We start from the raw sequence: 14,932 nt of genomic DNA on the forward strand, positions 1-14,932 counted from the left end.
TTTCAGCTACTTGGGCAAATGGACCTTCGACAAGCCCATTTTCCCTTGCTGGACAGGCACTTCCGTGCATTACGCGCCGAACAAACCCACCATAATCGACTCACTCACGAAAGATCGAGGCTAGCAGACTCAGTTTCCCGTCAGGCCCGTCGAATACGTAGTCCTTGTCGACTCGCGTCCACGGCATCCGTCGACGCTGAGCAGCCAACGCGTCGCGGGCGCGTTGCACCTCTTTCTCCTTGACGAGCATGTCCTTGAGAGCTGCGTCCCACTCCCCTGCCGATACGATCGGTGGCGTCTTCATCGGGCGTCCTCCTCCAGTCCGCTCTTGAGGTTGGCGAGCTTCCACGGCCAGCCGCCGGAGATCAGTTCGCGCACAGTGCTTTCCGGTGGGAAGTCGTCGTGGATGACGGTCAGCTTCACCTGGCCGTCGTCTACGGGTTCGATGTCGAATGACACCTTCGAACGCCGCTCGGCGGCCGCTTTGGCAATCACGTCCTCGTCGAGGCCGAGCTCGGTCAGCTCAGGGACGAACGTGTGAAAGGTAAAGGCAAGCCTGCGATAAGGGTCGGATTCGAGGATCACCTGTTCCGGGTGCTCGATCCGCAGTTTCCGGTCCTCCCAGACGTAGGTCGAGCCTTTCTGCCAGTCGGACGCTATCGCGTGGCCCATATAGCGGTGCGAGAACGCCGGATCGGTGATCGCCTGCCAAAGCCTTTCCGGGGTGGTCCGAATGTAGGTGGTGTAGACGAATTCGGTGCTACTGCTCATCGGTTCGGTCTCCAATGCGATTTTGAGATCGGCGAGTGTCTGCACACGCGCACGGTCGTACTGGTTGATCCAGCGGTCGGCGATGGCGTTGATCGGTTCGGCGTTGAGGTAGTGCAGCTTCTCCCTGCCCCGCCAGACCGTCGTGATGAGGTTCGCCGATTCGAGCACCGCCAGATGCTTGCTGACCGACTGCCGCGCCATGGACAGACCCGCGCACAACTCGCGCAGGGTCTGACCGTTGCGGGTGTTGAGGCTGTCGAGCAGCAGACGCCGGCTTGGATCCGCCAGCGCCCTGAATACCTCGTCCATCTCTGCCATATCCATCTCATGCAGCTGAATAGCTGCATGTTTAACTTAGGCAGCCGATGGGCTGCATGTCAATCGTCAACTTGTCGGACCCTGGTGTTTTGATGGGGTCATGTTGGCGGTGGCACCGAAAGAGCGTCTTGAGGTGCTCTTCGATGAGTTGGCGGAGTTAAGTGGTCAACGCAACGCCATCGATGCGCGCATCGTGGAGATCGCCGCCGAGATCGAAAACGACCGGCTCAGGGGGATCACCGGCGCACGGTCACTGGCGGCGCTGATGGCCTGGAAGACCGGCACCTCCCCGACCAACGCCAACACCATCGCCACCATCGCCGGCCGACTCACCCAGTTCCCCCGCTGTGTGGCCGGGATGCGCGAAGGCCGACTCTCCCTGGATCAGGTCGGCGTCATCGCCGCCCGCGCCGCCGACGGCTCCGATGACCACTACGCCCCCCTGGCCGCCGTGGCCACCGTCACCCAACTGCGCACCGCCGTGCGGCTCGAACCACGCCCGGAACCCAGCCCCTGGGCCCCGAAGCCCTCGATCACCAAAACCAGCGACGAGCAGTTCACCTGCTGGCGCATCCGACTCGCCCACCCCGAGGCCGCACTGTTCGACGCCGCCCTGAAATCCCATCACGACGCACTGATCGCCCAATACAAACGCGACCACAACCTCGACGACACCGACGACAACCCCGCCGAATACGACCCCCACACCAAGGCTTCCCCGCTGCGGGCGCCGTTTCCCACCACCCTGGACGCCTTCCTGCAGTTAGTCGAAACCGGCTGGGACGCCGACGTCGCCCGCCGACCCCACGGCCACCACACCACCGTGCTCGTGCACCTCGACGTCAAAGAACACCTCGCCTCACTGCACCTGGGCCCACTGCTGACCGACGCCGAACGCCGATACCTGACCTGTGACGCCACCGCCGAAGTCTGGTTTCACCGCGACGGCAACCTCATCGGCGCCGGACGCAGCACCCGACTGATCAACCGCCGACTACGCCGCGCCCTCGAACACCGCCACCCCACCTGCGCCGTACCCGGCTGCGGCGCCACCCGCGGCCTGCACGCCCACCACCTCAAGCATTGGGAAGACGGCGGCCTCACCGAAATGAACAACCTCATCCTGCTCTGCCCCTATCACCACCGCATGCACCACCGCGGCGAAATCACCATCACCGGACCACCCGAGCGCCTCACCGTCACCGACGACACCGGCCAAACACTGAGCCCCGCATCACTGGCCCGACCACCCACCACACCCCCACCCAACGTCCCACCCTGCCCCGGCCCCCTCGGCGAACGCGCCCAATGGTGGTGGTACAACCCCTTCGAACACCAACCACCATCCGACAACTAGGTCGCGCCAATATGGTCGAGTTCATCGAAGCGAGCGAGTGCCTGATCGCGTTGGTTGTGATCGAAGGCCTCCATCCGCGTCACGCGAGGTCCGTCGAAGTGGAGAAGAATGACGGTCGGCAGTTCGATCGCAGTGCCCTCGACCGTCGCGCCTCTGACGACAACGCTGATGACGACCCCCTTCGCGGAGTGCTTGGGAATGTCGGCGACGTCTACGCGGATGTCGGGAATCAGTGACGCCATCGCGCGGAGGGATGTCCAGTGGTCACCGATCTTGTCCCCAGTCCCGAGCTGTCGGTGGTTGACGAACGTGGCGCCGGATTCGCGAGCGGCCAACGTATCCCAGTCTTGACGGTTGGCGCATTCGATCACTTGGCGCATCGATTCGATGACTTCTGGATGGTCTACCTCACCCGACGCGATCCACCGAGCATCGAGCTCATCGAAGGCGGCGTCGATGTCTTCCGGGTCGAAAATCGCGAACCACGAGATCAATTCGTCGTTGTCAAGACTGCCGAGGTTCAACGCCTCGACAGCGATAGGACTACCGGCCTCGCTCAGATCGCGGAATGTCACGCGACTCAGCATCAAGTGCTCGCCCCTGACTGCGATGGGCTCAAACTCCGCACGCCACCCGGCGGCCGCACCGAACGTCACTGTGTGCGCGTACTCCGGCCTGATTGAACCCGCGTCGCGCAGCCCTTTTCGCCGATCTTCGTACATACAGTCCTTTGCGAAAAGTGCGAGATACCCGTCGGGGTCGCGTCTGCCGAATGCATCCACTACGCGTGTGAGGATGCGGGCTACTGCGTTCTTCAGCAGAGGTGCGAACGTCTCGAGATGGGCAGTCTGGACAGCGTCGACGACCTCTGTGTGGGTGGACTCCCCCGACGCGATCCAGCGGGTGTGCAATTCCGCGAAGGCGGCGTCGATGTCTTCGGGGTCGAACAGAGTACTGCGGCAAATCAATTCGTCTTCGGTGGCCTCTACGAGGGCCAGCACCTCTGCAACGACCGGGCGATCGGCCTCGCCGTTGTCGCGGCAAATATGGCGAACTAGTGCCAGATGAGGCCCTCGGATCGCGACTGGGGCGATCTCCACACGCCAAGTCGGCGTGCCGGTGAACAAAAGCCCATGTGCGAGTTCACGGTCCACCGGGCCCTCGTTGCGCAAGCCTTTTCGCCGGTCCTCATAGCGCGCGTTGCGGTCAAACGCGGCGAGGTAGCCGTCCAGATCCCGAGTATTGAACGCGTCTGCGGCCTGGGTATCCCCGCGGATCGCGGAGTTGTTCAGTTGGGGCGCTGTGGGTGTGAGTTCCTCTAACCGCGCTAGTGCGTCGTTGACGTCTGTTTCGTCGTAAATCTCCACTCGACTGATCACGTCACCGTCGACCGCGAAGACGACGACATCTCGCCACTCCCCCTCGAAGCCGTCGCTTGACGTGCATCGGTGGACTTGCGTGAGCACTGCTCCGAGGTCCGTCACTCGATGCACGGCTTCGATATGGATTCGGGCGTCAGGAGTCAACTCCCCCGCGGCATGAAGGAACGCTGTCATCTCACCGGCCGGGATCGAGACGCCCGGCCTGTGGTCGACATTGACCCAATCACGCGTCGTAGCCGGCAGTTCGCGACGGTTGAGGGCTGCGTAGACGTCAGCGACAACGGACCACACCTCTGCGTGAGCCGCGGCTTCGCCCGCTACATACCGGTCATCGAGTTCAGCGAATGCAGCGTCGATATCGGCAAGATCGAATGCGACCGTCGCGGTAATTCGATTGTCCGCATCGATCTCGATGATGCCGAGCATCTCGGCGCTGACTTCGCCGGGCAACTGACCACGGTTCCTAGTGCAGACACGTTTGAGGACCAGGCGTTCGCCCCGGGTCGAGATGAGGCCAAATGTCATGTGCTCGAACCCGACCTCGACAGCGGCTTGCATATCCGCGATCTGCACATCTCGTCCCCGCCGTACGCCGGCATTCACGACCCGACGCCGGTCTATGGCGACGATGTCCTCGGCAAGTACATCCGCCATCGCCGTCCAATCGCGCGCCGCCAAAGACTCCTCATACTTGTCGGCCACACGACTCGCCATATTCGCCAGTTGGCTTGCCGGGACGGTGAGTTCGTCGAACCTTGCAAGCGCAGCGTCCAGCTCGTCCTCGTCGAAGATCTCGACGCGGTCAATCAAGTCACCGTCGAATATGGTGAGGCTGATCCCCCGCCACTGAGCGTCGAACCCGTCCGGTGTCGTCCAATCTCCCTGCCAGGACAGTAAGGCCGCCGAGTTGCCGAGCCGATGCACCGACTCGATGTACACAGCGGTTCGCGGGACCTCTATTGCAGCCGCCAGGTACGCGTCGCGCGATGCATCTTGGATCATCGGCAGGCGACGATGATCCTCAACCACCCAATCCGGTGTTGCAGCCGGCAATTCGCTCCGATTCATCGCGGCGAAGATCTTCGTCGCCAGAGTCCATGTGTGCGCGTGCGACGCCGCCTCGCCGGCTGCGTACCGGGCATTCAGTTCCTCGAAAGCAGTATTGATCTCGTCAAGGTCGAACATCACGCACGCCGTGATCCGCTGCTCGCCGTCGACCTCGACGATGCCGAGCACCTCGGTACGGTATGCCTCCGGTCCCTGATCGTGCCCCCCGAATCGGTAACGACTGAGTACGAGATGTTCTCCTCGCGTTGCGATCACAGTGGCCGTTATGTCCTTGACCCCGACGTCCGCGATTGCGCGCCAATCGCGGATCGCCGCATCCCTCCCGCGTCGAAGGCCCAGGCCGACAATGGAACGTCGATCGTCGGTGGACGTGTCATCCGCCAACAGCTCTGCCATCCCGATCCAGTCGCGGGCCGCGAACGCGGCATTGAGCCGTACATGCAGTCGACTCGCCATGTTCTGCGGTCGCCCAGTTTGCCCGCTGAGCTCGTCGAATTTCGCGAGCGCATCGTCGAGATCGGCGTCGTCGAAGAACTCGAAGCGATTAATCGCGTCGTCTCGAACCGTCAGTAGCGAGACGCCCGGTTGTTCAGCGCCGAAGCCCTGCCGCGAGGTTCCGTGGGCGACGCAGGTGAGTACTGCCCCTATGCGGGTCAGCCGATGGACCGCGACAATGTCGACACGCCAATCGGGTACGACTTCCCATGCGGCATGCATGTTCGCCGCGAAGTCGCCCTCCCACAGTGCGGGTCGGTGGTGGTCAATGTAGACCCAGTCCGGTGATGTAGCGGCCAGCTCCTGGCGGTTGAGCGCGGCGTTCGCACCGGCGATGATGGACCACACCCGCGCATATGGCATCGCTTCACCAGCCATATACCGGGCGTCGAGTTCCGCAATCGCCGTATCGATGTCGTCGGGGTCGAACACCACTCGGGCTGTGATCCGGCCGTCGTCATCACTCATTGCGACGCAGAGCGATTCGGTGCTGAACGTTTCGGATCCTTGACCGCGGCTCGACAAGTGCGAACGTGCAAGGAAGAGGCGGTCGCCGCGTGTGGCGATGACATCCGAGGTGATCTCAGTGCCACCCAGTTCCGCGACGGCCCGCGCGTCGGCGATCGCGGCACTTCGACCGCGTCGCGTCCCGGCGTTCACGATGCGGCGACGATCGTCAAGCGAAAGATCCTCCGCCAAGTACTCCGCCATGGACGCCCAGTCGCGGGTCGCAAAGCACGCCAAGGCGCGCGCTTCCGCTCGACTCGCGGTGTTTTCGAGTCGCGCTGGTCCGCTGAGTTCGTCGAACTTGGCTAGTGCTGCGTAAAGGTCTGCCTCATCGAACAATTCAGTGCGATTGATCATGCCGCGATCGACGGTCACCAGATCGATCTGTCGCCACTCGGCGGCGAAGCCCGTTCTAGACGTACCCTGCGTCGCGCTGGTGACGACAGCCCCAAACATGTTCAGTCGATAGACAACCTCGACGCGGATCTTGTTGTCTGGCGTGTCCTCCCACGAAGCATGGATAAATGGGAGCAGATCGCCCACCGCGAAAGTACCTCCACCCTTTCGGTGGTCGAGGCTGACGAAGTCTGACGGGGTCGGAGGCAGCTCGTGTCGGTTGAGCGTGGCATAGCCCGCTGCGATGACCGACCATATGTCTGCGTACGGGGCCGCCTCACCGGTGAGATACCGGGCGTCGAGTTCTTCAAAGGCAGCATCGATGTCGTCGACATCGAAAATGATCTGGGCCGTCATTCGACCGTCACCATCGATTTCGCCTAGTACAACGTTCTCGACGTAGAACGCCCCGGGTCTCGCTTCGTAACGCGACTCTGCCCGAGCCAGGACGAGACGTTCACCGCGCGTTGCGATCACGTCGGTCGCAAATTCTTGGATCCCGAAGCTGGCGGCAGACCGCATGTCATGCAACAGCGAGTACTTGCCGTGTCGAATCCCACCGTTCACGACTCGGCGGCGGTCCTCGTTCTGCAGGTCATCTGCCAACATCTCAGCCATCGCGTCCCAATCGCGGGCAGCGAATGATGCCCGGAAGCGGGCGCCCAATTGGCTTGCTGCGTTCTCCATCGGAGGTTTCGGCCGACTGAGTTCATCGAATCGCGCGAGCGCCGTGTCCAGCTCTGACTCGTCGAAGAGTTCGCACCGGTTGATGCGGTCGCCGTCGACCGTCGAGACACCGATTACGCCCCACTCGGCGTCAAATCCTTGCTGCGAGGTGTTGTGCCACGAGTGACTGACCACCGCGCCGAGGTCGGTCAACCGATGCACCGCGCGGATGTCGATCCGGAGATCGGGCGAGTCATTCAAAGAGGCTTGGAGATACGGCATCATTTCACCCGGCGCGAATGCAAGCGGATGCCGATGATCAAGGCTCACAAAGTTCGGTGCTGTCAGAGGGAGTTCCCGTCTGTTGACTGCAGCGAAAGCATCCGCGATCACCGACCACGTCTGCGAATGCGCAGCTGCCTCGCCGGCGAGGTACCGCGCATCGAGTTCTTCGAATGCAGCATGGATGTCCTCGGGATCGAAAAGGACGAGCGCAGCGATCCGCTCCTCCTCATCGATCTCGACGAGTTGAACGAGCTCGATCAAACTCGCCTCGGGTCGCTGCGCCCCGCCTCCGTAGCGGATGTGGCTGAGGGTCAGATGCTCGCCCCTGGTCGCAATGGCAGTTGGTGCTATCTCGGTGAGACCGATCTCGGCCCCTACCCGTAGGTCGTCGACCACGGCGCTTCGACCGCGCCGAAGACCGGCGTTGACCACCCGCCGGCGATCGTCAATCACAATGTCATCAGCCATAACCGAGGCCACCGCATCCCAGTTACCCGCGGCGATATGCGCCTGACAGCGTGATTCAACCCGGCCGGCCGTATTCGTCAATCGCGTCGCGGGGCGACAAAGTTCGTCGAACCGCACAAGCGCCGCATCGAGGTCTTTCTCGTCGAATAGTTCGCTGTGTTTGATTCGGTCGCCGTCGATCGTTGTAACCGTGACTTCTCGCCACTCCCCCTCGAATCCATGTTGGGAGGTTCCCTTCGCGACGTGAGTGACGACCGCGCCGAGATGTGTCAGTCGATGAACCGCCTCGATGTAGATGCTGACATCTGGTGTTTGGTGCCACATTTCGCGCACATACGGAGAGAGTTCACCTGGGGCGAACGCGGCTCCCCGTCTGTGGTCGACATTCACCGCATCGGGGGTCCACGCCGGAAGCTCATGCCTCCTCACTGCCGCGTATCCCTGGGTGAGCACAGACCACGCTTGCGCGTATGGGGCTGCTTCCCCCGCGGCGTACCGGGCGTCGAGTTCTTCGAATGCGGCGTCGACGTCATCGGGGTCGAATGAGACTACTCCGACAACCTGGTCTTCGGCGTTGACATCCATGACGGTGAGGAACGACACGTCAGCCCGCTTGTCATCGCCGACGTGGGTTCGAAAAAGGGCAAGCCGACGCCCGCGAATGGCAAGCACGGTCGCGTCGAGTCGTGGCGCTCCGAGATCCGCCATAACGCGCAGGTTTTCGACCTCTCCATCTCGACCGCGTCGGGTTCCGCCGCTGACCACATGGCGACGATCGTCCGCGTAGGCCTCGTCGGCATGTATCGCAGCGATCGCGTGCCAGTCGCGGGCTTCGAACAACGCCGCAATGCGATCGGACACCCGGGTTGCGGCGTTCTCCAGTCGCGTTGCGGGACGGGTGAGTTCGTCGAATCGGGCGAGCGCTGCCTCCAGGTCCGTCTCGTCGAATAGCTCACAGCGACTTGCCTTGTCGCCGTCAACCGTCATGAGATTGAGCATTCGCCATTCGGCATCGAAGCCCTCCGGCGATGTTCCTCGCGACACCTGAGTGACAAGCACCGCGTGATCGCGCAACGCGTGTACTGACTCAACGTGATTGGTGAGATTTGGCGTGAGGTCGTTGAGCGTGCTGACGGTTTTTCGGAGGTCCGCATCGGCGAGCGGCGTCCCTCGTCGATGATCGACTGACGTCCAGTCCGGCGCTGCATCCGGCATCTCGTGACGAGCAAGTGCGGCAAACACACCGACGACGACCGACCAAGTCGACGCATGCGCGGCCGCTTCGCCCGCGAGATAGAGGGCGTCGAGTTCGTTGAAGGCGGAATCGAGGTCATCGATATCGAATGCGATCCTCCGTGTGATCTGGTCTTCGTCGTTGATTTCCAGGATGTCCACGATGTCCGTATGGAACGCCTCTGGGGCCTGTTCGCGCCCCGAGAAGCGGGTGTGAAAAAGAGCCAGACGCTCTCCGCGAGTCGCAACGACGGCAGACTTCGCGCTCACAACACCCAACTCGGCGATCGCCTGCATGTCCGAAATCTCGGCATTCCGACCGCGCCGGATCCCGGCGCCCACGACCCGTCGACGGTCGTCGTGGCACATGTCCTCGGCAACAACCGCGGTCATTGCCTCCCAGTCGCGAGCAGCCAGACACGTATCGAAGCGGCTGTTGACCCGAGTCGCCGCATTTTCCAACTGCGGTGTCGAACGGGTGAGCGCGTCGAACTTCGCGAGCGCGGTCTCGAGATCGGCTTCCTCGAAAAGCTCACAGCGGACGACCATGCCACCGTCGACCATCGAGAGGCTGACTTCGCGCCATTCGGCGTCGAAGCCCTCGCGTGACCGCGTATACGCCACATACCCGACGACAGCCCCGAAGTCGTTTAGTCGATGCACGACCTGGACGTGGGCCTTGATGTGTTGATCCAGGTCATGTCCGGCCTGGACATACGCCTCGAGGTCGCCGGGAGCGAAATTTCTCGTCCGGCGGTGATCCAGCGTGACGCAGTCGGGCGACATAGGTGGAACCTCGTCGTGGCTCACCGCCGCGAAGGTGCCTGCGATGACCGACCACGTATGTGCGTGCCTGGCCGCCTCGCCGGCGAGGTATCGGGAATCGAGTTCTGCAAATGCCGCGTCAAAATCGTCCGGGTCGAATACCACCCTTGTGGTCTCAAGCCCCTCCGCATCGACTTCACTCAGTTCCAGCGTCTCGGCAGTAAAGGGGTTGGGTCCAGCTTGGCGCTGCTCCCACTGGATACGACTGAGGCATAGCCGATTTCCGCGCAGAGCAATCGGCACACTGGTGGCCTCGACACCCAGGTCGGCGATTGCCCGGATATTCTCCATCGCCGCCGCGCGATCGTGCGTCGCACGCCGCAGTCCCTGGCGCCGGTCTTCATTGAAGTGATCGGCCGCGAGCAGGGCTTCGATTTCGTCAGCACGGCCTTGCGCGAAGAGGGTGTAACACTGGCCCTCGACCCGGCTTGCCGCGTTCTCGAGCCAAGTTGTCGACCTTCCCGCCTCGAACCTGGCGTGCGTGGCTTCCATTTCCGCCATCGCGGCGTCCATATCCTCGACGTCGAACCAGATCTGCAGCGCGATTCGACCGCCCTCGTCGAGGCCGACGAGCTGCAGCATCTCGTCCTGCGGCGCCCCAGCGGTGCCGTCGGCAGTGCGCACCACGGTTCGCGTCAACGCCAGGCGTTCCCCCCTGATGGCGATGACGGTGCGACGCCCTGGCACGGCATGCATATCACGGATGAATCTGTCTGCTCCAGTTGCCATTTCGCTGGCGGGGAGATCCATGCGCTGGAAGCCGACGATCTTGCGGCGGCTCTCGATGGATCCGATTCGTGCATGCTCGCGCTCGACATCGCTCAATGCGCGACGGCTCACCGCGTCCTCGACCCGGCGGAGTACGCGCACACACTCGTTTTCTAATTCGACGTCGGCATGCATGGCGCCGAGCTCTGCCATCGCGGCCTCGAGGTCCTCGACGTCGAACCACACCTGCACCGCGATTCGGCCGTCCTCGTCGAGTCCGACAACCTGAAGCCACTCGTCCTGCGGCGCCCCTGGACTTACGTCTGTGGTGCCGACCTCCAACCTGGAGAGAGCCAAACGCTCGCCCCGCACGGCCAGCACCGAACGGCGCGAACGCGTCACATGCAGTCCACGAGCGAAAGTTTCAGCCTCACTTATGAATTCGTGTGGTCGATATTCGACCCGCGTGAACCCGACGATCTTGCGGCGGCTCTCGATCGAGCCCAGCGGCGCATACTCTCGTTCCATTGCGGCTCGATCTGAGTTCTGGACAGCAGCATCGACGCGGCGAAGTGCGCGCACACACTCGTTCTCCAGTTCGACGACCGACGTGTCAGGTACCGATGGGGTCGGCGAGGTTCGGGGCCCGACAACTCGGTGTGCCTTCTCCGCAAGTGCTGCAGCGCCTTTCAGTTCATACAGTTCGGCCGCCCGCTCCGCGGCCGCCCGTGCTCCGGCGGCGTCACCAGCGATCGTCAACACCGTCGCCAGTGCCAAGCAGGCATCACCGTGATCGACCAGCAGATCGGTGCGCTCGGCGACCGCAACGGCTTCCTGCGCCACCCGATTCGCCTCATCGTGAGCGCCACTACGCGCCAGCAGTTGTGCGCGAACAGTCCGCCAAGCGATCGACGGCTTCAAAGCATGGCCCGCAAGACGCTCACTCTCCGAGCACAAATCGTCGGCCTCGGCGTCCCTGTCGAGCGCGAGACACGCTCGCGCCAACAACGCAGCCGTCTCCGCGGTATCCGCGTCGAGACCCATCCGCCGAAAGCCGTCGTACGCCCGCCGAAGCAGCGGCTCTGCGGCCGCAGGATCGTCGGCGACCAACTCGACGATGCCCGCGAACTGGTCCACCTCCAGCAGCGCATGCCGCATTCCGAGTTCCGTGAGTGATCTGCGAGCCGAATCGATCAACGCACGCCCCGCGGCGGCCCGCCCACGCAGCGCATCCAGTACACCCTGACACCTCGTCGACGTCGCCTCCACCACCGGCGACCCGGTCGTGATGCGAAGCAGCCGAACAACGTCGAGACACCGGCCACCCGCGCGCGGCACCGGGTTCGGACCCCACAACGCCGCCAACGGGGCACCTGCCAGCACGGCGTTGACGCGTCGGTGCTCATGCGCCCGCCGCGCCGCCGTCAGCGCCTGGTCCAGCGCGGTTTCCGCGTCTCCGATCCGACCCAGCCGAGCCAAGCACATGGCCCGCACGGTGTGCGCCTTGGCCTCCCCCGCCGCATCCTCCAAACCGGCCAGCTTCTCGGCCGCCGCAGCCACCGCGGCTTCGATCTCATCCAAGCGCTCGGGCTCGGTCAGCATTGAGAGCTCACCATCAAAACAGGTGCCCCAGGCCGCCAGACGCACGGAATCACCTGCGGCTCGCTGCAACTGCGCCACCGCACCCGCAGCCGACACCACATCGCCCGCGGCCAACAGGGCTTCACATCGCGCAACCAACAATTCAGCCTGCAGAGCGACGCGATCCGGCAGTTCCTCGTCGAGCTCCTCCAACGCGTGCAACGCCTTGTCGAAGAGGTCGGCCGCACCTTCGTAGGCGAGTCGCGCCATCGCCTGATCCGCGGCGCGCCGACAATACTCGACTGCCTTGGCAGCGTTACCCGCCCATGCGCATTCGAAGTAGTGGTACGCCAATTCGGCCAACAGTTCGTCGTCGTCCGCGCCCGCTTCGGCCTCCAGCGTTGCGGCAATCTTCTGATGCAGCCGCATCCGTCGCACCGACGCAAGCTCGGCGAGCAACGACTGCCGCACCAAAGCGTGGTTGAACCGATAGCGTCCGCCGGGCTCCTCGATGACGATGCCCGCTTTGCACGCCTCGTCGAATGCGTCGATCAAATCCGTACCGACGACACTCTCCACCAACGCCAGAGGGAACCGACTGCCGACGACCGCCGCCGCAGCCAGCGCCTTGTTGGTCTCCTCCGGCAGTCGAGATAGCCTGCGGCTCACCGCTTCCCGAACGCCCTGCGGCAGGGTGCTCGGATCCCACCGGCCGCCGCTTTCGTCGACATGCCGCAGTGCCTCGATGAGGAAGAACGGATTGCCGCCTGTGACCGACGCCAACGCACGGGCCAACTCCTCGTCGTCGTAACCGGCCTCGACAACGTAGGCGGTCACGTCGTCCTCATCGAGGCCGCCGAGCGCAAGGCGCGTGGCGGAGCCGTCGCGGTGCAAGTCCGCCAGCATCGCCGCCAGCGGGTGCGAGCGATCGAGGTCGGTGCTGCGATAGGTGCCGACGATCTGCACGCGGGCGTGTTCGCCGAAGCGAAGCAGATGCCGCAACAGCAGCAATGTGGGCTTGGCCGCCCAGTGCAGGTCATCGAGGATCAGGACGACGGGCGCACTCGCCGACGCCGCCGCCACCAGCGCCACCACCGCGTCGAACAATGCATAACGTTCGGTGTCCGGGTCGGAGCGCGGCGGAGTCGGTAGGTCCGGAACAACTTCGGTGAGCCCCGGAACCAACGGCAGCAGCGCTTCGACGCCACGCAGGGCGCGCAGCCGCTTGGCGCCGAGACACGGCACCAACGAGCGCAAGGCCTCCGCAAACGGCTGGTATGCCGCACCGAGGTCCTCGTCGCAGCGGCCGTAGAGGACGACCGCACCTTGCTCGTACGCCTGACGCGACCATTCGCCGGCCAGCCGCGTCTTCCCCACCCCAGGCTCGCCGGCGACCAGCACCGCTTGCGTCCCGACCGCGAGCGTGGACTGCCAGGCCGCCAACAGCCCCGCGAGCTCTCGACCGCGCCCGACGAACGGCCCCGCCCCGGTCAGCACCGCAGGCAGCGCGGGTCGCTGGATCGGCGGCTCGCTCGGCTGTGCGGGCGCATCGTCGGCGGCTTCCAGGCGCAGTTCGAACACGTGCTCCGGACGCGCGAGGTTGCGAAGCTGACGAATCCCCAGATCGGCGAGGACGACGTCGTCGGCGAGGGTGTCGATGACAAGCTCTGCCGTCGCACCCGAGCACAGGATCTGTCCGCCCGCGGCCAGCGACCGCAGCCGCGCGGCGCGGTTCACCGCCCGGCCGAAGTAGTCGCCGTCGCGCAGTTCGACCTCGCCAGTGTGCAGCGCCACCCGGACCCGCATCGGCTGCGCCAACGCCCACGGCTCGTGACCTATCGCCTCCTGCAACTGAATCGCCGCCGCGGCGGCCGCTGACGGCCGGTCGAACACCGAGAAGGTCGCATCGCCCTCGCCCCGGGTCTTGACCAGCCGTCCGCCGCGGGAGGTGACGACCTGTTCGACGATCTCGTCGTGGCGGGCCAGCGCCACCGCCATGGCATCCGGTTGCGCCTCCCACGCAGCCGTCGACCCCTCGATGTCGGTGAGCAGGAATGTGACTGCCTTGGTGACCGCCGAAAGCTGCTGCGACACAGGGATTTCCAGCGCGGGATCCTGAGCGACGATCGCGGCCTCCAGTCGGCGCAGGTTCGGACCCGGATCTACCCCCAGCTCGTCGGCGAGCAGCGACCGTGCGCGTTGGAAGGCGGCCAGCGCCTCACCCTGCCGTCCCGCGCGGTAGAGGGCGAGCATCAGCTGTCCCCAGCGCCGCTCGCGCAGCGGCGCGTCGGCAATCGCCGCCTCGAGCTCACCGATGATCTCCGCGGCGCGACCCGTCGCGAGCAGCGCGTCGGCGCGGTCCTCCACCAGCGCGGCGTGCCCCTCGATCCAGCGCGTCCTCTCCGAATCGGCGCGCGGCCCGTCGGGCAGTTCGGGAACTCCGCGCCAAAGGGCCAGCGCCTCATCGAAGCGGGCCACCGCCTGACCGGCGTCTCCGGCCGCGATCGCATCGCGCCCCAGCCTGGCGGCCACCTTGTGGCGGGTGGCGTCGATGTCGGTGGTGCTCAGGGTCCAGCCCGAGCCCTCGGTCAGGACGAAGCCATCACCAAGGGCGCGCCGCAGAGAAGAGATGTGGGTCTGCAACGCCTTGGCCGCGGTGCGCGGTGGACGGGCGCCCCAGAGGAGCTCGGCCAGGGTGTCGGCGGAGACGACGGAGCCGCCGTGCAGTCCGAGCATCGTCAGGATGGCCCGAGGTTTGGCGCCGGGAACTGCGACCGGCAGACCGTGCTGCCGGACCTGCAGAGGTCCCAAAACCCCCAGCTCCACGTGTTGAAGAGTAGTCACGTGACCATCGTCAGGACGCGGATTCAAT

General features: G+C 64.4%; 3 protein-coding genes and 1 pseudogene. 1 reads left to right on the forward strand and 3 read right to left on the reverse strand.

The window, feature by feature from the left end; genetic code table 11:
* Positions 1 to 121 precede the first annotated feature (121 nt).
* Both H7J93_RS03190 and H7J93_RS03195 read right to left on the reverse strand, forming a co-directional pair.
* Positions 122 to 304 (reverse strand): annotated as a pseudogene (locus H7J93_RS03190) (DUF899 family protein); the annotation flags it as partial.
* Positions 301 to 1,080: an ArsR/SmtB family transcription factor gene (locus H7J93_RS03195; RefSeq protein WP_267305040.1), complete on the reverse strand. Its 780-nt coding sequence runs from the start codon at positions 1,078 to 1,080 to the stop codon at positions 301 to 303. The pseudogene H7J93_RS03190 and the gene H7J93_RS03195, both read right to left, overlap by 4 nt.
* Positions 1,081 to 1,189: 109 nt before the next feature.
* Here H7J93_RS03195 and H7J93_RS03200 point away from each other — a divergent pair, with 109 nt between their 5' ends.
* Complete coding sequence (locus H7J93_RS03200; RefSeq protein WP_267304850.1) at positions 1,190 to 2,446, forward strand: HNH endonuclease signature motif containing protein; 1,257 nt, start codon at positions 1,190 to 1,192, stop codon at positions 2,444 to 2,446.
* On the opposite strand, the gene H7J93_RS03205 is transcribed toward H7J93_RS03200, so the two are convergent.
* The gene (locus H7J93_RS03205; protein WP_267304851.1) at positions 2,443 to 14,886 is read right to left on the reverse strand and encodes a BTAD domain-containing putative transcriptional regulator; all 12,444 of its coding nucleotides are present in this window, start codon (positions 14,884 to 14,886) and stop codon (positions 2,443 to 2,445) included. The genes H7J93_RS03200 and H7J93_RS03205 overlap by 4 nt on opposite strands.
* Between the last annotated feature and the right edge of the window lie 46 nt (positions 14,887 to 14,932).

Origin of the sequence: Mycobacterium barrassiae (genome assembly GCF_025822765.1) — a bacterium.
Classification (GTDB): domain Bacteria; phylum Actinomycetota; class Actinomycetes; order Mycobacteriales; family Mycobacteriaceae; genus Mycobacterium; species Mycobacterium barrassiae.